Origin of the sequence: Streptomyces sp. NPDC088730, from assembly GCF_044751215.1 — a bacterium.
GTDB lineage: Bacteria > Actinomycetota > Actinomycetes > Streptomycetales > Streptomycetaceae > Streptomyces.
In genome coordinates this window covers 1,119,644-1,139,252 of the sequence record NZ_JBIVLK010000001.1, presented here as the reverse complement: position 1 = coordinate 1,139,252, position 19,609 = coordinate 1,119,644, and the positions used below count along the sequence as shown (strand labels likewise).

At 72.5% G+C, this 19,609-nt stretch carries 18 protein-coding genes; 9 read left to right on the top strand and 9 right to left on the bottom strand.

Annotation, left to right across the window (positions count from 1 at the left end; translation table 11 throughout):
* Positions 1 to 2: 2 nt before the first annotated feature.
* Both ACIP89_RS05105 and rsmH read right to left on the bottom strand, forming a co-directional pair.
* Complete coding sequence (locus ACIP89_RS05105; RefSeq protein ID WP_402113055.1) at positions 3 to 593, bottom strand: hypothetical protein; 591 nt, start codon at positions 591 to 593, stop codon at positions 3 to 5.
* Positions 594 to 642: 49 nt separating this feature from the next.
* Complete coding sequence (rsmH, locus tag ACIP89_RS05100; RefSeq protein ID WP_402113053.1) at positions 643 to 1,608, bottom strand: 16S rRNA (cytosine(1402)-N(4))-methyltransferase RsmH; 966 nt, start codon at positions 1,606 to 1,608, stop codon at positions 643 to 645.
* A 401-nt stretch (positions 1,609 to 2,009) separates the two neighbouring features.
* On the opposite strand from rsmH, the gene ACIP89_RS05095 reads away from it, so the two are divergent.
* The 4 genes from ACIP89_RS05095 to ACIP89_RS05080 all read left to right on the top strand — a co-directional run bounded on the left by ACIP89_RS05095 (position 2,010) and on the right by ACIP89_RS05080 (position 7,689).
* A complete protein-coding gene (locus ACIP89_RS05095) occupies positions 2,010 to 2,573 on the top strand; it encodes a beta-class carbonic anhydrase (protein WP_401922909.1) in 564 nt (187 codons plus the stop codon).
* Between the two features lie 244 nt (positions 2,574 to 2,817).
* A complete protein-coding gene (locus ACIP89_RS05090; RefSeq protein ID WP_401925478.1) occupies positions 2,818 to 3,867 on the top strand; it encodes an AAA family ATPase in 1,050 nt (349 codons plus the stop codon).
* A complete protein-coding gene (locus ACIP89_RS05085; protein WP_402113050.1) occupies positions 3,867 to 5,252 on the top strand; it encodes a DUF58 domain-containing protein in 1,386 nt (461 codons plus the stop codon). The genes ACIP89_RS05090 and ACIP89_RS05085 overlap by 1 nt, the downstream gene beginning before the upstream one ends.
* A 10-nt stretch (positions 5,253 to 5,262) precedes the next feature.
* Positions 5,263 to 7,689: a DUF3488 and DUF4129 domain-containing transglutaminase family protein gene (locus ACIP89_RS05080; protein ID WP_402113048.1), complete on the top strand. Its 2,427-nt coding sequence runs from the start codon at positions 5,263 to 5,265 to the stop codon at positions 7,687 to 7,689.
* A gap of 230 nt (positions 7,690 to 7,919) precedes the next feature.
* Here the strand turns inward: ACIP89_RS05080 and ACIP89_RS05075 are convergent, their stop codons facing one another.
* The 3 genes from ACIP89_RS05075 to ACIP89_RS05065 form a co-directional block, all read right to left on the bottom strand.
* Entirely contained in the window at positions 7,920 to 8,318 is a 399-nt protein-coding gene (locus ACIP89_RS05075; protein ID WP_401922901.1) for a DUF3040 domain-containing protein, read from the bottom strand.
* Positions 8,319 to 8,602: 284 nt separating this feature from the next.
* Complete coding sequence (locus ACIP89_RS05070; protein ID WP_401922899.1) at positions 8,603 to 9,361, bottom strand: methyltransferase; 759 nt, start codon at positions 9,359 to 9,361, stop codon at positions 8,603 to 8,605.
* A 103-nt stretch (positions 9,362 to 9,464) separates the two neighbouring features.
* On the bottom strand, positions 9,465 to 9,989 hold the full coding sequence (locus ACIP89_RS05065; protein ID WP_401925469.1) for an SAV_6107 family HEPN domain-containing protein: 525 nt from the start codon (positions 9,987 to 9,989) through the stop codon (positions 9,465 to 9,467).
* Between the two features lie 165 nt (positions 9,990 to 10,154).
* Here ACIP89_RS05065 and ACIP89_RS05060 point away from each other — a divergent pair, with 165 nt between their 5' ends.
* From ACIP89_RS05060 to ACIP89_RS05040, 5 genes are all read left to right on the top strand, one after another.
* Positions 10,155 to 11,087, top strand: coding sequence for an ATP-binding cassette domain-containing protein (locus ACIP89_RS05060; protein ID WP_402113046.1), 933 nt, complete (start codon positions 10,155 to 10,157; stop codon positions 11,085 to 11,087).
* The gene (locus tag ACIP89_RS05055) at positions 11,059 to 13,146 is read left to right on the top strand and encodes a YhgE/Pip family protein (RefSeq protein WP_402113043.1); all 2,088 of its coding nucleotides are present in this window, start codon (positions 11,059 to 11,061) and stop codon (positions 13,144 to 13,146) included. Before ACIP89_RS05060 ends, ACIP89_RS05055 begins: the two co-directional genes overlap by 29 nt.
* A 29-nt stretch (positions 13,147 to 13,175) precedes the next feature.
* On the top strand, positions 13,176 to 13,787 hold the full coding sequence (locus ACIP89_RS05050) for a TetR/AcrR family transcriptional regulator (RefSeq protein WP_401922879.1): 612 nt from the start codon (positions 13,176 to 13,178) through the stop codon (positions 13,785 to 13,787).
* A gap of 384 nt (positions 13,788 to 14,171) precedes the next feature.
* Entirely contained in the window at positions 14,172 to 14,789 is a 618-nt protein-coding gene (locus tag ACIP89_RS05045) for a DUF4126 domain-containing protein (RefSeq protein ID WP_401922877.1), read from the top strand.
* 31 nt (positions 14,790 to 14,820) lie between these two features.
* A complete protein-coding gene (locus ACIP89_RS05040; RefSeq protein WP_402113040.1) occupies positions 14,821 to 16,338 on the top strand; it encodes a phytoene desaturase family protein in 1,518 nt (505 codons plus the stop codon).
* Positions 16,339 to 16,384: 46 nt separating this feature from the next.
* Here ACIP89_RS05040 and ACIP89_RS05035 read toward each other — a convergent pair whose 3' ends face one another.
* The 4 genes from ACIP89_RS05035 to ACIP89_RS05020 all read right to left on the bottom strand — a co-directional run bounded on the left by ACIP89_RS05035 (position 16,385) and on the right by ACIP89_RS05020 (position 19,586).
* Entirely contained in the window at positions 16,385 to 17,359 is a 975-nt protein-coding gene (locus ACIP89_RS05035) for a hypothetical protein (protein ID WP_402113037.1), read from the bottom strand.
* A gap of 50 nt (positions 17,360 to 17,409) precedes the next feature.
* A complete protein-coding gene (gene metF / locus ACIP89_RS05030; protein WP_401922869.1) occupies positions 17,410 to 18,327 on the bottom strand; it encodes a methylenetetrahydrofolate reductase [NAD(P)H] in 918 nt (305 codons plus the stop codon).
* 144 nt (positions 18,328 to 18,471) lie between these two features.
* Positions 18,472 to 19,125, bottom strand: coding sequence for a thiamine phosphate synthase (gene thiE / locus ACIP89_RS05025; RefSeq protein ID WP_401922867.1), 654 nt, complete (start codon positions 19,123 to 19,125; stop codon positions 18,472 to 18,474).
* A 95-nt stretch (positions 19,126 to 19,220) separates the two neighbouring features.
* The gene (locus ACIP89_RS05020) at positions 19,221 to 19,586 is read right to left on the bottom strand and encodes an Rv2175c family DNA-binding protein (RefSeq protein ID WP_401922865.1); all 366 of its coding nucleotides are present in this window, start codon (positions 19,584 to 19,586) and stop codon (positions 19,221 to 19,223) included.
* Positions 19,587 to 19,609 lie beyond the last annotated feature (23 nt).

The following is a 19,609-nucleotide window of genomic DNA, read 5'->3' as shown; positions in this document are numbered from 1 at the left end:
CGTCACCTGCCGGGGCTTGAGGAGGGCTGGTCTGCCGGGGTACGCGGGGCCGCCGGGGTGCTCGGCGCGGCGGCGTCGGGGCCGGCGGCGGAGGTGCCCGGTCCGGTGGACGCGCTGCCCGACGGGGCGGGGCCGCCGGGGGCGGGCGAACCGGAGGGGACCGCCGCGCTCGCGGGGGGCTGCGGCGGCACGGTGGTCTTCTGCGGGGGTGCGGGGGCCGGTTCGGAGGTGGCCACGGACGGCACGCCGCGGATCCTGCCGTCGGGGCCGAGGAAGACGGGGCTGCCGCCGGGGACCATGCCCAGTTCCCGGGCCCGCCGGGCGAGCGCGTCGGGTTCGGCGGAGCTGTCCACGTCGCGCTGGAGCGCCTGCTGCTCGTCGGTGAGGTCCGTGGTGCGCTTCTTCAGCTCGCTCAGCCGGAACGATCCTTCGTTGAGCGCCGAGTTGAGCACGAGCAGGGTGATCAGCCCGCCGCCCAGGAGCAGGACGACCAGCAGGACGAAGGGCGTCCGGGCGGCCTTGCTCGGCCCGGCCGGCATCAGCCGGGTGAGCCGTGCGGCACGCCCTTTCAACTGTCCGGCCGCTTTGCTCACCGCACCGCCCCGTCCCTCGGCCTTGCCGGCCCGCCGGGGTCCCGGGGGCTCATCGCTCCTCCGCCCTGATCCGCTGGGCGCCTCGCAGCCGGGCGGGGGCGGCGCGCCGGTTCTCGGCGACCTCCTCCTCCGTGGGCAGCTCCGCGCCCCGGGTCAGCAGCTTCAGCCGGGGCTGGTAGCGCTCGGGGACGACGGGCAGCCCGGCCGGCGCGGTGTTGGCGGCGCCCGCCGCGAGCACCTGCTTGACCAGCCGGTCCTCCAGCGAGTGGTACGAGAGGACGGCGATGCGCCCGCCGACGGCGAGGCTCCGCACCGCGGCCGGGATCGCCCGTTCCAGCACGGCCAGTTCGCCGTTGACCTCGATGCGCAGGGCCTGGAAGGTGCGTTTCGCGGGGTTGCCCCCGGTGCGCTTGGCGGCCTGCGGCAGCGAGTCGCGGATCAGCTCGACGAGCCGGGCGCTGTTGCTGAAGGGTTCCCTCTCGCGCTCGCGGACGACGGCGGAGACGATCCGCTTGGCCTGCTTCTCCTCGCCGTACGCCCGCAGGATCCGGACCAGTTCGCCGGGCGGATAGGTGTTGAGGACCTCGGCGGCGCCCATGCCGGTCGTCTGGTCCATCCGCATGTCGAGGGGGGCGTCCTGGGCGTACGCGAACCCCCGGTCGGCCTCGTCCAGCTGCATGGAGGAGACGCCGAGGTCGAACAGGACGCCCTGGACCTCCGGGACACCGAGCCGGTCGAGCACCTCGGGCAGTTCGTCGTAGACGGCGTGCACCAGAGTGGCCCGGTCGCCGTAGGGGGCGAGCCGCTCACCCGAGAGGCGCAGCGCCTCCTTGTCCCGGTCCAGCGCGATGAGCCGCGCGGTGGGGAAGGCCGAGAGCAGTGCCTCGCTGTGTCCGCCGAGGCCCAGCGTGCAGTCGACGACCACGGGCTGTCGCGGTCCCGGTGCCTCCAGAGCCGGGGCCAACAGGTCCAGGCACCGCTGGAGCATCACCGGGACGTGTCGGGTCTGGCTCATGCGCCCTCTCAGGCTCAGGTCCCGGGTGGCGGCTCGTACGGCCTGGTCCCCGCCCGCTCGCGAAGGGGAGGTCCGCCGGCGCCGGGGAAGGGGCGTCAGCCGACCGGCGAGCGGGAGAGGGCCGGGCCGTACGTACGCCGCGCACACGGGGAAACTTCGGAATGTGCAGGGTGTCGGTAACTTCCCGTCACTTTAGACCGACCAGCAGTCGGTCCTGCTCCACCCTGCCATTCGATCGATTCCCGATCAATCAACCCGGCAGCGCGTCGGCCCTCCCTTTGTTCACCCGGCCGGGTGACCGGGAGTGAGGCTTGTGGGTTACCTCACAACAAAGCCCGTTGACGTTCTTTGTCCGCTTCCACGCCACGCCGGGGCGGCCGAGCCGGGCTAACGTCTTGACCATGTCGATTTCCGCGCATTCCCCCGCCGAGCCGTCCGCTCCCGCCGCAGGCCGGGCCGACTCCGACGGTACGGTCACCGACCGCCTCGTCGGTGCGAACAGCGAGTACGCCGCAGAGTTCACCGATCCCGGCATGGACGCGAAGCCGGTGCTGCGCGTCGCCGTCGTCGCCTGCATGGACGCCCGGCTCGACCTGCACAAGGCGCTCGGCCTGGCGCTCGGCGACTGTCACACCATCCGCAACGCGGGCGGCGTGGTCACCGACGACGTGATCCGCTCGCTGACCATCAGCCAGCGGGCCCTCGGCACCCGCAGCGTGATACTGATCCACCACACGAACTGCGGCATGGAGTCGATCACCGAGGAGTTCCGCCAGGAGCTTGAGGGGGAGGTCGGCCAGCGCCCGGTCTGGGCCGTGGAGGCCTACACCGACGCGGACCAGGATGTCCGGCAGTCGATCCAGCGGGTCCGCACCTCGCCGTTCCTGCTGCACAAGGATGACGTCCGGGGGTTCGTGTTCGACGTGACCACAGGTCTGCTGCGCGAGATCCTTCCGGCTTCCTGACCTCCGGAAAGACCCCTTCGGGCATCGAAAAACCCACCCAACCCGACATATCGGCCCCAGTTATCCACAGGCGAGTGACACGAAGCGGTAACGGCAACAAGAATGCGGGTGTGACACCCCGGTCGGACACCGTCCGCCGAGGTGTCCGTATTTCGGGGTGGGCCGGGCCGTACGGGAGCACCGGACCGTGATTTGGGGAATCCCGTGCTCCTGGTGAGCGTGGGGCAGGGCCGAGGAGGGCCGGGTGACGACCTATGACGATCGAGCGAGCCTCACAGATCTGACCACCACAGCGGAGCGGGTGCGCAGGTCGGTGGAGAGTGTGATCGAGGGCAAGCCTGAGGTCGTACGGCTTTCGCTGACCGTGCTGCTCGCGGAGGGGCATCTGCTGATCGAGGATGTCCCCGGCGTCGGCAAGACGATGCTGGCCAAGGCGCTGGCGCGGTCCATCGACTGCTCGGTGCGGCGCATCCAGTTCACACCGGACCTGCTGCCCTCGGACATCACCGGGGTCTCCATCTTCGACCAGCAGCGCCGCGAGTTCGAGTTCAAACCGGGTGCGATCTTCGCCCAGATCGTGATCGGCGACGAGATCAACCGCGCGTCGCCCAAGACGCAGTCCGCGCTGCTGGAGTCGATGGAGGAGCGCCAGGTCACGATCGACGGGCACTCCTACGAGCTGCCCGACCCCTTCATGGTCGTGGCCACCCAGAACCCGGTGGAGATGGAGGGCACGTATCCGCTGCCCGAGGCCCAGCGCGACCGGTTCATGGCCAGGGTGTCGATCGGCTACCCCAGCCCGGAGGCCGAGCTGCAGATGCTCGATGTGCACGGTGGCGTCTCGCCCCTGGACGACCTCCAGCCGGTGGCGCACGCGCACGACATCGCGAAACTGATCGAGGCCGTACGCACGGTCCATGTCGCGGACGCGGTCCGCCGGTACGCGGTGCAGCTCGTCGGGGCCACCCGCAGCCACGCCGATCTCAGACTCGGCGCCTCGCCGCGCGCCACCCTGCACCTGTTGCGCGCCGCCAAGGCCACCGCGGCGCTGAGCGGGCGGGACTACTGCCTGCCGGACGACGTCCAGGCGCTGGCGGTCGCGGTGCTCGCGCACCGGCTGCTGCCGACCGCTCAGGCGCAGCTGAACCGCCGTACCGCGGAGCAGGTCGTGCTGGAGATCCTCCAGCAGACGCCGGTGCCGACCGCGGCGGGCGGTGCGTCCGTCCCGGCGCCGCCGCATCGGCCAGGCGCCGCGTACGACACCCGGCAGCAGCCCGGCGTACGGCGGCTCTGATGAGCGCCGGGGGGGCCACCGCGATGGACGACGCCGACGACAAAGGGGGTCTGCGGGCCGCTCTGAGCGGACTGACCACGCGTGGCCGGTCCTTCCTCGCCGCCGGTATCGCCGCCGCGGTCTGCGCGTACGTGCTGGGCCAGGGGGATCTGCTCCGGGTCGGAGTGCTGCTCGCCGTGCTGCCGCTGGTCTGCGTCGCGGTGCTCTTCCGGACCCGGTACCGGGTCGCCGGGACCCGGCGGCTCTCGCCGTCCCGGGTGGCCGCGGGCACGGAGGCGCGGGTCCACCTGCGGATGGACAACATCTCGCGGCTGCCCACCGGCCTGCTGATGCTCCAGGACCGGGTGCCGTACGTGCTCGGTCCCCGGCCCCGCTTCGTCCTGGACCGGGTGGAGGCGGGCGGCCGGCGCGAGGTGTCCTACCGGGTGCGGTCCGATCTGCGGGGGCGCTATCCGCTCGGTCCGCTGCAGCTGCGGCTGAGCGATCCGTTCGGGATGTGCGAGCTGACGCGTTCGTTCACCGCGTACGACTCCCTCGTCGTCATCCCCCGGACCGAACCGCTGCCGCCGGTGCGGCTGGCGGGCGAGTCCTCCGGTTACGGCGAGGGGCGGCAGCGGTCGCTGGCGCTGGCCGGCGAGGACGACGTGATCCCGCGCGGCTACCGGCACGGCGACGATCTGCGCCGCGTCCACTGGCGCTCGACCGCGCGCTACGGCGAGCTGATGGTGCGCCGCGAGGAGCAGCCGCAGCGGGCCAGATGCACGGTGCTGCTGGACACCCGGCAGATCGCCTACCAGGGGACGGGGCCCGACTCGGCGTTCGAGTGGGCGGTCTCGGGGGCCGCCTCCGCGGTGATGCACATGCTGGAACGGGGCTTCTCGGTCCGGCTCCTGACGGACGAGGGCAGCGCGCTCCCGGTCGAGGGGGCGGGCGGATTCTCCGGCTCGGGCCAGGACCCGGCGGCCGCGGCCGGGCTGATGATGGACACCCTCGCCGAGGTGGACAACTCCGACGGGGGCGGTCTCTCCCGGGCCTACGACGTGCTGCGCGGCGGCAACGAGGGCCTGCTGATCGCCTTCCTGGGCGAACTGGACGAGGAGCAGGCCGCGGTGGCCGCCCGGATGCGGCAGCGCAGCGGTGGTGCCGTCGCCTTCGTGCTGGACAGCACCGCCTGGGTGCACGGTGAGTCGCCCGCCACGGAGGCGGCCTCCGAGCGGCGGCTGCGGCTGCTGCGCGAATCGGGGTGGACGGCGGTCGCGGTGAAACCCGGCACCGGCCTCGCCGGACTGTGGCAGCAGGCGAGCCACCTCGGTTCGCTCACGGGGTCCGCGGCCGCGGGCGGCACGACAGGCGGCACGACAGGTTTCTCCGGTGGTTGGTCATGAGGGGACGGGCATGAGCGGTCGTGGTCGGCTGGCGCTGTGCGCCTATGCGGCGACGCTGATGGCGGCGTGTTCGATGCTGCCGCTGGTCGACCCGGTCAGCTGGGTGGTGCAGGCCGCGTTCCTGCTGGCCGTCCAGTACGGGGTGGGGGCGCTCTGCCGCCGGGTGCCGCTGCCGCGGCTGCTGACCGTCGCCGTGCAGCTGCTGGTCACGCTGATGCTGCTCACCGTGGCGTTCGCCAGGGAGCAGTCGCTGGCGGGGTTCCTGCCGGGGCCGCAGACCGTGATGCTGCTCGCGGATCTGCTGTCGCAGGGCGCCGATGACGTCAGCCGGTACTCGATTCCGGCTCCGGCCTCCGCGGGTATCCGGCTGATGCTGGTGGGCGGTGTGCTGCTGGTCGGCCTGGCGGTGGACGTGCTGGCGGTGACGTTCCGCAGCGCCGCGCCGGCCGGGCTCCCCCTGCTGGCCCTGTACTCCGTCGCGGCCGGGCTGTCGGACGGCGGCGCGGACTGGCTGTGGTTCCTCCTCGCCGCCTGCGGCTACCTGCTTCTGCTGCTGGCCGAGGGGCGCGACCGGCTCTCGCAGTGGGGACGGGTCTTCGCCGGTGCGGCCAGGCCCGGCCGCGGTCCGGTCGGTGGCGGTCTCTCGGGCGGCGCAGCGCTCGCCCCGGTGCGCTCGGGGCGGCGCATCGGCGCGCTGGCCCTGGGAATCGCGCTGGTCGTGCCCGCGGTGCTGCCGGCTCTCGACAGCGGCCTGCTGTCCGGTTCCGGGGCCGGCAACGGGAAGGGGGGCGGGGGCGGCACCATCTCCGCGGTGAACCCGCTCGTCTCCCTGCAGAACAACCTCAACCAGCCGGAGAACCGGCAGGTGATGTCGTACCGCACCAACTCGAACAGCCCGCAGGACTTCTATCTGCGGATCCTGGCGCTGGACCAGTTCAACGGCAACGAATGGCGGGCCTCGACCCGCCGGCTGAAGGACGTGCCGAAGCGGCTGCCGAGCCCCGGGGGGCTGTCTCCGGAAGTCGCGGTCACGGAGATCAGCTCGAACATCTCCGCGTCCAGTTCGTACCGGCAGACCTATCTGCCGCTGCCCTATCCGGCGACCGAGGTCCGGGTCGGCGGGCACTGGAGATACGAGTCCGAGGGGCGCACCCTCGTCGGTGACGGCGGGGAGACGACCCAGGGGGCGCAGTACCAGGTGTCCAGCCTGGTCGTGCAGCCGACGCCGGACCAGCTGGCCGGCGCGGGACCGGCCCCGGCCGCTCTCCAGCGCGAGTACACCCGGGTGCCCGGCTCGCTGCCGAAGGTGGTCGAGGAGACGGCGGAGAAGGTGACGCGGGGCGCCAGCAACGCCTACGAGCAGGCGGTGAAGCTGCAGGACTACTTCGCTTACGAGGGCGGGTTCACCTACAACACCTCGGTGAACTCCGGCACCGGCAGCGCGGCGATCGGCCGCTTCCTGAAGGACAAGGAGGGCTTCTGCGTCCACTTCTCCTTCACGATGGCCGCGATGGCCCGGACGCTCGGAATTCCCGCCAGGGTCGCCGTCGGCTTCACTCCGGGTACCACGCAGTCGGACGGTTCGATGTCGGTCGGGCTGCGCGACGCACACGCCTGGCCGGAGCTGTATTTCGAGGGCGTGGGCTGGACCAGGTTCGAGCCGACGCCGACGCGTGGCACCGCGCCGTCGTACACCCTGCCGGACGCCCCCTCCGGCGATCCGGCAGGTCCGGACCGGCCGGAGACGGGCGCCTCCGCCGCCACGCCGGCCGCCCCGTCCGCCTCGGAAAGCTGCCCGGCGCAGTCGCGCAAGCAGGGCGAGTGCGGCAACACGGTGGCGCCGGGAGCGGTGGGCCCGACGGATTCGGGGACGCCGGCCGGCACGGTGGTCGGCGTGAGCCTGCTGGTGGTGCTCGTAGCTCTGCTGCCGATGCTGCCGATGTTCTGGCGGATCCGGGCGCGGGCCCGCCGGCTGAGCTTCTCCGCCGGGCGTACGCCGGGTGACGTCACGGCGAGAACGCTGGCGGCCTGGCGGGAGATCATCGATACGGCGTGGGACCTCGGCATCGTCCCGGACGACTCCCTGACCCCGCGCAGGGCCGCGGAGCGCCTCGTGCGGCTGGGCCGGCTCGGCACCGACGGGGCCGAGGCGGTGCACCGGGTGGCGGGCGCGGTGGAGCAGGTGCTCTACGCGCCGGAGCCGCGGCCCGAGGCGGGGCTCTCACAGGATGTCGGGACCGTACGGGCCGCGCTGCGGGCCTCCGTCGGCGGGCTGCTCCGGCTCCGCGCGGTCGTGGCGCCGCGCTCGGCCGTACGGGTGGTGTGGGCTGCCTCGGACCGCCGGGCGGCCCTGACCGCCCGGTGGCACATGCCCCGGCGCCCGGCGTGGCTGCGACGCCCCGCCTGGTCGCGGCGCCCGTCCGGCCAGGAGGGCTGACACCGCCCCGGTGTCCGGGCGGGCTGCCGGGCCCGCCCTCCGGACACGACACCGGGGCGGGTACCCGCCGGCACACCCTGTCCGGCCGGTGTGTGACCGGCGGGGTGGGGCGGGGCGGGCGGCCTCCCGGGGTTCTCCGGGGCTCTCCGGGGGGCGTGCCTATGCGGACACACCTGTGAGGGGCGGCCGCAGAAATGCGGCCGCCCCTCACCCATAAGTGTTCTAAGCGCTTACTGGCCCTGCTCATCGCGGCGGCGCTGCCACCGCTGCTCGATACGATTCATCACGGTCCGGCGCTGCTTGGGCTGTCGGCGCTCGCCCCCGCCTCCGGTCTGGGCTGTCTGTTGCTCACCGGGCTTGGGCGCTTTGCGCCAGCCCGTGACCGCGAGCACCGCGCAGCCCAGCATGACGAGGAACCCCACCACGCTGATCCAGATCTGCTGGGCGACCATTCCGGCCATGAGGAGCGCGATACCCACCAGGAAGCCAGCAACTGCCTGGTAGACCCGTCGCCGGGTGTACGTACGCAGCCCGCTTCCCTCAAGCGCTGTCGCGAACTTGGGATCTTCGGCGTACAGCGCTCGCTCCATTTGCTCGAGCATTCGCTGCTCGTGCTCCGAGAGCGGCACGGAGTCCTCCTCGTCGTCGGCCGCGGGGGGCGGCCGGTATGCGGCCCTTCCAGGATAGGCAGGGAATCGTCCCCGTGAAACCCGCCCTCATTGCCAATCAGCCAGTCCGGGCCGCCACGACGGCTCAGCTGCTGAGGCGTTGATTCCCCAACCTCCGATCCGTCATGCCGGATGGTGTCCTCCGATCATACGGGGCTCAGGCGCTGATCGGGGCTGCTGGGCCGTACTCCGTCTGCGGCTGCGTTGCTGATCAGCCGCGCTAGCGGCGTGATACGGCCGGTGGCTCAGGCCTGCCTGGCACCCAGAACGTGCAGCTGGGTCGCCACCGAATGGAAGGCCGGCAGTTCCGCGGCCGCCGTCTCCAGCTTGAGCAGGGCTTCCATCGCGCCGGGCTCGGTGTCCACCAGGACGCCGGGAACGAGGTCGGCGAAGACGCGTACGCCGTGCACCGCGCCGACCTCCGCACCGGCCGCGGAGACCAGCTCGGTGAGCTGCTCGGCCGTGTAGCGCCGGGGCATCGGGTCGCCTTCGCCCCAGCGGCCCGCCGGGTCGCTGAGCGCCTGCCTGGCCTCGGTGAAGTGGCCGGCGAGCGCACGGGCCAGGACCGCGCCGCCCAGCCCGGCGGCGAGCAGGCTGAGGGCGCCGCCCGGCCGGAGCGTGTCCACCGCGTTGCGCACACCCTGCGCGGGGTCGTCCACGTACTCCAGGACGCCGTGGCAGAGCGCCGCGTCGTAGCCGCCGCGCCCGACCACGTCGAACAGGCCGATGATGTCGCCCTGGACACCGTGGACCCGGTCGGCCACCCCGGCCTCCGCGGCGCGGCGCTCCAGCGCGAAGAGCGCGTTGGGGCTGGGGTCGACGACGGTGACCCGGTGGCCGAGGCGGGCCACCGGCACCGCGAAGTTGCCCGTGCCGCCGCCGGTGTCCAGCACGTCCAGGGCGTCCCTGCCGGTCGCCTTGACCTGACGGTCGAGGGCGTCCTTGAGGACCTCCCAGACCACGGCGGTACGGAGGGAGGCGCGGGGGCGCAGCTGATCCGACACGGCAGTTGACTCCTCGGCACGGGCCGCCGCTGAAGGGCGGAGCGTGAACAGCGCAGGTGATAGGTCCCGACCACCCTATTGCCTCGCGCCGCCCGCACCGCCCTCACTCGTCGGGGCGCTCCCCCCGGGGCTGCGGCAGCACCGGCTGGAGGACCAGCAGCCGCTCCACCAGGCGCAGGAACATCGCCGCGTCCCGCAGCAGATCGTCCGCGTCACGCCGGCCCGCCGCACCGGGTATGCCCGCCTCCGCGCGGGCCCGGCGCCCGGCGCCGGAGGCGAACAGCGCGCTCCACTCGGTCAGCTCCGGGGCGATCTCGGGGAGAACCTCCCAGGCGCTGCGGATCTTCTCGCGGCGCCGCCGGGAGGGCTCGGGGCGCCCCCGGACGGCGAGCACGGCGGCCGCGGCGCGCAGCGCGGCGAGGTGGGCGGTGGCGTACCGCTCGTTAGGCACGTCGAGAACAGCTGCCTCTTCGAGGCCGGCGCGGGCCTGGGCGAGGAGATCGAGAGCGGCGGGCGGCGCCGAGGCGCGCCGGAGAACGGGGTGGACGTCGTGCGCCGGACCGGTCGGTGAGGGGGCAGGGCCGTCTGCGCGGCGTCGCGGGGCGGCTGCTGCGGACGAGTGGGCCATGACAGAACCTCCTGTCTCGTAACGGCTCGGTGGCCGTCTGTATCCATCGTGACGGCCCCCACTGACAATCGGCCTCGATCACCTTCTGCCCTGGGATTTTGCTTCGATCGCAAGTTCGGGCTACCTTTTTGCACTGACCAGTCAGTTCAAAGGAGGAGAGAGCTTGTGGACAGCCCGCACGGGGCAGCCGTCACCGCCGGGAATCTCGGGCTCAAGGGGCCGCGCGGCTGGGCCTTCCGCGATGTGACCTTCAGCGCCGGTCCCGGCTCCCTGATCGCGGTCGAGGGCCCCTCCGGCTCCGGCCGCACCTGCCTGCTGCTCGCCCTCACCGGCCGGATGCGCCCGTCGGAGGGCCACGCCGAGACGGGCGGACTGCGCCTTCCGCGCCGGGCCGCCGCCGTACGGCGCATCGCCGCACTGGGGCCCGTGCCGGGGGTCAGCGAGCTGGACCCGGCCCTCACGGTCGCCGAACACCTGCGCGAACGCGCCCTGCTCCAGCGCCGCTACGACGGTTCCCTGCGCGCCCTGCTGCGCCCGCGCCGCGAGCGCGCCGCCGCGGCCGGGGCCCGGATCGACGCGGCGCTGGACGCGGCCGGGCTCGACCCCGCCACCCTGCCCAAGGCCGAGCGGACCCACGTACGGGATCTGGAGCGGCTGGAGGCGCTGCGGCTCTCCGTCGCCCTGGCGCTGATCGGGCGGCCGGCGCTGCTCGCGGTGGACGACGCCGATCTGAAGCTCTCCGACGCCGAACGCGCCGAGGCCTGGGAGCTGCTGCGCTCCCTCGCCGCCGCCGGTACGACCGTGCTGGCCGTATGCAGCGGCCCGGCCCCCCAGGACGCGGTGACCGTACGCACGGGAGCGACGAGGACGACAGACGCCGCGAACAGCACCGGCATCGCTGACCCCGACAGCGCTGACACCGACAGCAGCGACAGCACTGGCAGCACCGACAGCACGACCAATACCGCCAGCACCACCAGCGCTACCAGCACCACAGGCACCACCAGCACCGACGCCGCGGAACCCGCGGACTCCACGGACACGGACACGGACGACGAAGGGACCGCCGATGCGTTCGCCGCGACTGGCCGCTCTTGAGCTGCGGCGCTTCGGCAGGGGCAGGCTGCCGAGGGCCGCCCTCGCCGCCCTCCTGCTGCTGCCGCTGCTCTACGGCGCCCTGTACCTGTGGTCGTTCTGGGACCCGTACGGCCGCCTGGACCGCATTCCGGTCGCCCTGGTCAACGACGACAAGGGCGCCGCCGCCGAGGGCAAGCGCGTCGAGGCCGGGGACGAGATCACCGGCAAGCTGCTCGACTCCAAGGTCTTCGACTGGCACGAGGTGAGCGCCAAGGAGGCCGACAAGGGCGTCGAGGACGGCACGTACTACCTCTCGCTGCGCATGCCGTCGGACTTCAGCAAGCGCATCGCCTCCAGCTCCGGGAACTCCCCCGAGACCGGCGCGCTCCAGGTGCGCACCAACGACGCCAACAACTACATCGTCGGCCAGATCTCCCGGACGGTCTTCTCCGAGGTCCGCACCGCCGCCTCCGCCAACGCCTCGCGCGGCTTCCTGGACCGGATCTTCATCAACTTCTCCGATCTCCACGACGCGACGGCGAAGGCCGCCAAGGGCGCCGACGATCTCCAGGGCGGGATCGGCAAGGCGAAGAAGGGCTCCAAGGACCTCGCGGACGGGCTGAAGGACGCGAAGGCGGGCAGCAGCCGGCTGGCCGGCGGCATCGTCAAGCTGAACACCGGCGCGGGCGATCTGAAGACCGGCTCGCACCAGGTCGCCGACGGCACCCAGCTGCTCGCCGACAAGGTGAACGGGGTGGCGGCCGACATCCGCCCGTTCCTGAAGGACAACGGGAAGTCGATCGGGGACACCGCCCGGCTGGTCGCCGATTCCTCGCAGACCGTACGGGACAACCTCGACGTGCTGGTCAAGTCCGCGCCCGCCGCCGCCACCGCGGCGCACAAGGCATCCGACGATCTCGCCGCCGTCCACCGCACCCGGTGCGAGGAACAGCCGCTCCCCGACACCACCGTCTGCGCACCGCTCAAGCGGGCCGTGACGGCGGCCGCCGATGTGGCGGCCGTGGCCGACGACGTGAACGTCCTGGTGACGAACCAGCACGGGGACCTCACGACGCTCCGGGACCGACTGGCCACCCTGCAGAAGCAGGCCGACGCCCTCGCCGAGCGTTCACCGCACCTGGACGAGGACCTGAGCGGCGCGGTCAAGAAGATCAACGCGCTCAACACCGGCGCCCACCAGGTCGCCAAGGGCGCCGCCCAGCTGCACACCGGGCTGGCCACGGCCCAGACGGGTTCGGCCGAGCTGAACACCGGCGTGGGCGACCTGAAGAAGGGCGCGACGAGCCTGGACAGCGGGATGATCCGGCTCAAGGACGGTTCGGCCACCCTCGCCCAGGGCCTCAACGACGGGGCCGGCAAGATCCCCGACTACGACAAGAAGGACCGCGACGCGCGTACCGGGGTCATGGCCGACCCGGTGCAGCTCGCCTCCCACTCGCTGCACGCCGCCCCGAACTACGGCACCGGCTTCGCGCCCTACTTCATCCCGCTCTCCCTCTGGGTCGGCGCGATGGTGGCGTACATGCTGATCCAGCCGCTGAACCGGCGTGCGCTCGCCGCCGGGGCCCCGGCCTGGCGGATCGCCCTCGCGGGCTGGCTGCCGGTGGCCGCGATCGGTCTGCTCCAGGTGGCCGCCCTGATGTCCGTACTGCACTGGGGTCTCGGCCTGCAGATGGTCCGGGCGGCCGGGACGGTCGGTTTCCTGGCCCTGGTGACCTGCTGTTTCGCCGCGATCGTGCAGTGGCTGAACGCCCGCTTCGGAGCGGCGGGACGCATCCTCGTGCTGGCCGTGCTGATGCTCCAGCTGACCTCGGCCGGGGGCACGTACCCCGTCCAGACCAGTCCGGGGTTCTTCAACGCGATCCACCCCTACCTGCCGATGAGCTACGTCGTCGAGGGGCTGCGCCGGCTGATCACGGGCGGCGGGCTCGGCCCGGTCTGGCAGGGCTGCGCGGTACTGACGGCCTTCACCGCGGGCGCTCTCGCGCTGACCGCCGTCTCGGCGCGCCGCAAACAGATGTGGACCCTGGACCGGCTGCACCCGGAGCTGAGCCTGTGAGCGCCCCGGGACCTGTGAGAATCAGGAGCATGGAACGCAGTAGCACCACGCGCCGCCAGGCCACCCGGCAGAAGCTCTACGAGGCGGCCGTGACCCTCATCGCCGAGAAGGGCTTCTCGGCCACCACCGTGGACGAGATCGCCGAGCGCGCCGGGGTCGCCAAGGGCACGGTCTACTACAACTTCAAGAGCAAGACCGAGCTGTTCGAGGAGTTGCTGCGGCACGGCGTCGGGCTGCTCACCGCCTCGCTGCGTGCGGCGGCGGAGGAGACCGACGCCCGGGGCGGCAGCCGGGTCGAGGCGCTGGACGCCATGATCCGGGCGGGTCTGGCCTTCATCGACCGCTACCCCGCCTTCACCCAGCTGTACGTGGCCGAGCTCTGGCGCACGAACCGGGCCTGGCAGGCGACCCTGCTGGTGGTGCGTCAGGAGGCCGTCGCCGTGGTCGAGGGAGTGCTCAGGGAGGGAGTCGCGGGCGGTGAGCTCAGCGAGGAGATCGACATCCCGCTGACGGCGGCCGCGCTCGTCGGCATGGTGCTGGTGGCGGCGCTGGACTGGCAGGCGTTCCAGCCGGAGCGGTCGATCGACGACGTGCACTCGGCGCTGTCCCTGCTGCTGCACGGCCGGGTCAGCGGGCGCTGACCCCACCCCCGCAGGCCCCGCAGGCCTCGCAGGCCCCGGTAGGCCGGGCGCACGACGACGCCGGTCCGACCGGGCCCGATCCCCCCGGGCCTCGCCTGACCGGCGTCATCCGTGCTGCCGGAGAGCCTCCCCCGTGACCCCGTCCGTTCCCCCGTGGTCCCGGGCCCTCCGTCGCTGCCCCCCGTTCGGGAGGGGCGCCGCGACGGTTCCGCCGCCCCGTGCCGGCGGTACCGTCGCGGCGCCCTCCCGTGGTCTCCACTCTGCCGTCCACGCAGGTCGCGGCCCATCCGCGTCGCTACTCATCCGGGGCCCTAGGTACGGATACTCAGTCCTGCGCACCGAAGCCCTCCCGCGCCCGTACGCCGACTGGTTACGATCGCGTCCGTGTCCGTACTCCCCCTGGTGTTCACGAGCGGCTGGGCCAGCGGGATCAACGCCTACGCGGTGGTCCTCCTCCTCGGCGTATTCGGCGCGACCGGTGTGAGCGACGAGGTGCCCGCCTCGCTCCAGCGCACCGATGTGCTCGTCGTGGCCGGAGTGCTCTTCCTCTGCGAGCTGGTGGCCGACAAGATCCCTTACGTGGACTCGGTCTGGGACACCGCCCACACCGTCGTCAGGCCGGTCTCCGGAGCGGTCGTCGCGGCGCTGCTGGCGGGCGGGGACGGTTCGCTGCCGGAGCTCGCGGCCGGGGCCGTCGGCGGTTCCACCGCGCTGGTGAGCCATCTGGTGAAGGCGGGCACCAGGATGGCGGTCAACACCTCGCCCGAGCCGTTCAGCAATATCGCCATGAGCACGGTCGAGGACCTGGGCGTGGCCGGGCTCGTCACGTTCGCGATCTTCCACCCCTGGATCGCGGCCGGCATCGCCGGGACGCTGCTGGTGCTCGGGGTGGTGGTGCTGGCCTTCCTGGCCTCCCGCATCCGCAGGTTCCTGCGCCGCAGGGCGCAGCGCCGGGAGGAGAAGCGGCTGACCGCCGTCCCTTCCCGGTGGCCTGACGGCTGAGCTGTCGGTGGCGGCCGTTAAGGTCGCTGCCATGGCACGTATTGCGGTGATCGGCGCCGGGATGGGCGCGATGTCGGCGGCGGCCCGGCTGGCCGTGGCAGGCCACCGGGTGACGGTGTACGAGCGGTCCGAGACCTTCGGCGGCTCGGTCGGCCGCCATGCCCGGGACGGCTTCGCGTTCGACACCGGGCCCTCCCTGCTGCACCTGCCCGCGGTCTACCGCGACCTGTTCGTGAAGACGGGCAAGGAGCCGCTGGAGCGCTGCGTCACACTGTCGCAGGTCGATCCGGCGAGCCGTCATGTCTTCGCTGACGGCACCTCGGTGTCGCTGCCGAACGCCTCGCGGTCCGGGGTCGTCACGGCGCTGGACGCCACGCTCGGGGACGGTGCGGGGGCGCGCTGGGGCGCGTTCCTGGACCGGGCCGGGGATGCCTGGGACCGGTCCAGGCGGCCCTTGCTGGAGGAGCCGTTGCGCCCCGACTGGCAGGTGCTGGCCCGTGATCCGTACCCGGCCCCGGTGCGACGGCGGCTGCTGCGCCCGGCGTTGCGGGCGGGCACGGTGGCGGAGGTCGGTTCCTGGGAGCTGGCGGACCCCCGGCTGGCCGCCCTGTTCGACGGGTACGCGCTGTCCTACGGCCTGGATCCGCTGCACGCCCCGGCGAGCGCGGCCCTGCTGCCGTACATGGAGGAGACGTTCGGCAGCTGGTACGTCTCCGGCGGCATGCGGGCGCTGGCGCGGGCGGTGTACGAGCGGTGCCTGGCGCGCAAGGTGGAGTTCGTCTTCGGTGCGGAAGTGGCGCGGGTGGTGGAGAAGGACGGCCGGGCGGCCGGTGTGGAGCTGGCCGACGGGACGGTCTCCGAAGCCGCCCATGTGGTGCTGGGCGCCCAGCCGCACCCGGGGCTGATGCCCGGTCAGGAGCTCTGGCGGGACGGCGATGTGACGGTTCAGCCCCGGCCGGGCGGCGCCGGGGCCACGGGCCGGTTCCTGGTGCTGCTGTCGCTGCACGGCGCCCGTCCCTCGGATGCCGTGCACCGGACGCTGGTTCATCCGGCGGACGGGGCGGCCGAGCGCGAGGCGGTGTTCGGTGGCCGGCTCGCCGAGCGCCCCACGGTGACGGTGCTGCGCCCCGACGACCCCTCGACCCGTCCCGACGCCGCCCACGAGGCGGTGACCCTGATGGCGACGGTCGCCCCGCACGGCGCGGTGGACTGGACGGACGCCGCGCTGCGGAAGCGGTACGCGGACACCCTGATCGACACCGCGGAGGCGGCCGTGCCCGGCCTGCGCGAACGCGTACTCCGCGCGGAGGTGCGGACGCCCGTGGAGACCGGGGCGGAGACCGGGGCCGCGGGCGGCGCGGTTCCGCCGCCCGCGCTGGCCGGGGCCGGAGGCGGATATCTGCACGCGGGCAACAGCACCCGGGTGCCCGGCCTGCTGCTGGCGGGCGGCTGGTCGCATCCGGGCGGTGGGCCGGCGCACGCGGGGATGTCGGGGACGCTGGTCGCGGGGCTGATCGTCGAGGGGGACGGCTTCCGCGGATCGCAGTGAGGCGGGTGGTGCCCGGGGAGCGGTGACGCGCCGTCAGGCGGCGGTCTCAGTAGCGGTACTGGTCGTTCTGTCCGGTGTCGTAGCCGTTCGGGTACGGGGCCGGCCGGGCGGGCTGCTCCGGGGGCAACGGGGCGTACTGCTGCTCGCCCTCGCGCTGCTGCGGCACCCAGACCCCGCCCGGGGGCGTCTCGGGGGCGTACTGCTCGGACGGGGCGTACGGGTCCGCGTACTGCGCCCCGCCGCCGTTGCTGTCGTGGTTCCCGTAGCTGTCGTAGGTGCCGTACTGCGGGGTGCCCGCGGTCGTACCGGTGCCGATGTACGGGTCGGAGTACGCGGCGTACTGCTGCCCGGAGGTGCCGTAGTCGTACTGTCCGGCTCCCGCGTAGCCGTCCTGGCCCGCGTAGGTCTCCTGGCCCGGGTAGCCGTCCTGGCTGCCGTAGGACTCCTGGCCGCCGTAGGCGTCCTGGCCCTGTGCCGGGTACGCGGAGTAGTCGGTGTAGGGCTCGTAACCGGCGTACTGCGGCTGCCCCTGGGGCTGCTCGGGTCCCTGGTGCCGCTGTTCCTGCGGGGACGGGGAGTCGGTGTAGACGCCGTACTGGCCGGTGTCGTCCGGCAGGGGCTCCGGCTCGTAGACCGCCGCCGGGTCCTGCGGGGCGTGGGACGGCTCCGGCGGCGTGCCGCCGGGCTCGTACTCCGTCTCCAGGGCCGAGACCTGCAGCCGGGGCTCGCGGTCGCCGCTCCCGCGGCGGCGGCGGCTCTCGCCGGGACTGCCCCCTATGGCCCAGCCGGTCGAGAATCCGCGCCGGAAGGAGAGCGTGACGTACGTCTGGCCCGTCGCGAAGGCGATCGCGCCGATCACGATCACGGGCACGGACGGCATCAGGACGCCGATGACCACGCCGACGAAACCGGTGAAGGCGAGCAGACGCCAGCGGAGCCGCGCCTTGTACTGGAGCAGCACCTCTCCGAGCAGCCACAGCGCAACGATGCCGAACGCGATGTAGAGGACCGTCCAGCCCATGCCCGCCCCCTTCTACGGCCGCCACCCCGGAGCTCGGCGGGTACGGCCGGTCACGACTGCTTGTGCAGTCCGAGATTTTCGTAGATTTCGAGCGTCGCCGTCGAGTTGTTCAGCGTGATGAAGTGCAGCCCGGGGACACCCTCGGAGAGCAGCTTCGCGCAGAACCGCGTTGCGAAGTCGATGCCAATGGAGCGTACAGCGGCGGGATCGTCCTTGGCGGCGAGGATGCGTTCTTTCAGGGCTGTGGGCAGGGTCGCGTTGCTGAGCTGCGCGAATCGCTCCAGTTGCCGGACGCTCGTGAGGGGCATCACCTCAGGAATGACCGGGGTCTCGCAACCGGCAGCGACCATCCGGTCACGCATCCGCAGATAGTCCTCCGGGTCGAAGAACATCTGGGTGATCGCGTAGTCCGCACCGGCGCGGCACTTGTCCACGAAATGCCGGATGTCGGTGTCCCAGTCGGCCGAGCGCGGATGCATCTCGGGGAAGGCCGCGACTCCGACGCAGAAGTCCCCGGACTCCTTGATCAGCCGGACGAGGTCCGCCGCGTAGCGCACGCCCTGCGGGTGCTCGACCCACGGGCCCATCGGATCGCCGGGCGGGTCACCGCGCACGGCGAGGATGTTCCGGATCCCGGCGTCCGCGTACTGGCCGACCATGTTGCGCAGTTCGGCGATGGAGTGGTTGACCGCCGTGAGGTGCGCGACCGGGGTGAGGGTGGATTCGGCGGCGATGTCCTGGGTCGCCTTCACCGTCCCGGCCCGGGTGGAGCCGCCGGCTCCGTACGTCACCGAGACGAAGCTCGGGCCCACCGCCTCGATCCGGCGCAGCGCGTTCCAGAGGTTCCGTTCACCCTTCTCGGTCTTGGGCGCCCAGAACTCGAACGAGTGCAGGGTCTTGCCGGTCGCGAGCATCTCACGCACGGTGCGCGCGCGATCTGTCCTGGTGGAGGGTGTACCGAAGGCCATAACGGCAGGTTAACCAGGGCGTGACGGCCACCCAACCGAACCAGAGAGATTTGCCCGAATTGACTGGTTCTTGTCCACGCTTCGGACGCCGATGTCCCAAACACGTCCACGGCGAAGGCCGCGTCCGCTCCGGGGCCCGCCGGATCACGCGTCGCCGCGCGCCCGGATCCTTCCGGCCAGCTCGGCGGCGGCGGCAGCCGGATCCGTCGCCTCGGTGAGGGCCCGCACGACGACGACGCGGCGCGCTCCGGCGTCGAGCACCTCGTCGAGGTTGCCCGCGTCGATCCCGCCGATGGCGAACCAGGGACGGGCCGGGGCGAGCGAGGCGGCGTAGCAGACCAGGTCCAGACCGGGTGCGTGGCGGCCGGGCTTGGTCGGGGTGGGCCAGCAGGGGCCGGTGCAGAAGTAGTCCACGCCGGGCTCGCCCACGGCGGCGTCGACCTCGGCCTCCGCGTGCGTGGAGCGGCCGATGAGGACGTCCTGGCCGATGATCGCGCGGGCGGCGGGCACCGGGAGGTCGCCCTGGCCCAGGTGCAGCACGTCGGAGCCGATGGCGTGGGCCACGTCGGCCCGGTCGTTGACCGCGAGGAGCTTGCCGTGCCGCCTGCACGCGTCGGCGAGGACCGCGAGGTGTTCGAGCTCCTCTGCCGCCTCCATCCCCTTGTCGCGGAGCTGGACGATGTCCACTCCGCCGGAGAGCACCGCGTCGAGGAACTCGGGGAGGTCTCCCTGGCGCCTGCGGGCGTCCGTGCACAGGTAGAGCCGGGCGTCGGACAGTTGTGCGCGAGGCGTGGGCATGACGAAGTTCCCCCGGAGAGCGATGGCGTAGGTCAGGTGGGTGAGGAAGGGATGCGGGCCGCTCGGGCGGACCGCATCCCCGGTGCGGCGGAAGGTCAGACGGCGAGCGCCTGGGCCCGGCGCTTCACCTCCGTGCCGCGATTCTCACTGAGCGCCTGCGCGGGCGTGCCCGGCAGGCTCGGGTCGGGGGTGAAGAGCCATTCCAGCATCTCCTCGTCGGAGTAGCCGTCGTCCCTCAGGAGCGTCAGGGTCCCGCTGAGGCCCTTGACCACCTTGTCGCCGTCGATGAAGGCGGCAGGCACCTGGAGTGCGCGGTTCTCACCACGTCGTACGGCGATGAGCTGGCCCTCCTTGACCAGCTGCCGTACACGCGTCACCTCGATATCGAACATTTCGGCGATATCGGGAAGGTGGAGCCAGGCAGGGACGAGAGCATCGATCTTTGCGTCAATCTCGGTCACGGGACAAGCCTGCCATCCCGGAC

Excerpts from the sequence above, each read along its gene's own strand:
- metF (WP_401922869.1), bottom strand. The coding sequence starts at position 18,327 with ATGGCCTTCGGTACACCCTCCACCAGGACAGATCGCGCGCGCACCGTG.
- ACIP89_RS05055 (WP_402113043.1), top strand. The coding sequence starts at position 11,059 with ATGCGTTCGCCGCGACTGGCCGCTCTTGAGCTGCGGCGCTTCGGCAGG.
- ACIP89_RS05065 (WP_401925469.1), bottom strand. The coding sequence starts at position 9,989 with ATGGCCCACTCGTCCGCAGCAGCCGCCCCGCGACGCCGCGCAGACGGC.
- ACIP89_RS05095 (WP_401922909.1), top strand. The coding sequence starts at position 2,010 with ATGTCGATTTCCGCGCATTCCCCCGCCGAGCCGTCCGCTCCCGCCGCA.
- ACIP89_RS05085 (WP_402113050.1), top strand. The coding sequence starts at position 3,867 with ATGAGCGCCGGGGGGGCCACCGCGATGGACGACGCCGACGACAAAGGG.
- ACIP89_RS05080 (WP_402113048.1), top strand. The coding sequence starts at position 5,263 with ATGAGCGGTCGTGGTCGGCTGGCGCTGTGCGCCTATGCGGCGACGCTG.
- ACIP89_RS05035 (WP_402113037.1), bottom strand. The coding sequence starts at position 17,359 with ATGGGCTGGACGGTCCTCTACATCGCGTTCGGCATCGTTGCGCTGTGG.
- thiE (WP_401922867.1), bottom strand. The coding sequence starts at position 19,125 with ATGCCCACGCCTCGCGCACAACTGTCCGACGCCCGGCTCTACCTGTGC.
- ACIP89_RS05050 (WP_401922879.1), top strand. The coding sequence starts at position 13,176 with ATGGAACGCAGTAGCACCACGCGCCGCCAGGCCACCCGGCAGAAGCTC.
- rsmH (WP_402113053.1), bottom strand. The coding sequence starts at position 1,608 with ATGAGCCAGACCCGACACGTCCCGGTGATGCTCCAGCGGTGCCTGGAC.
- ACIP89_RS05040 (WP_402113040.1), top strand. The coding sequence starts at position 14,821 with ATGGCACGTATTGCGGTGATCGGCGCCGGGATGGGCGCGATGTCGGCG.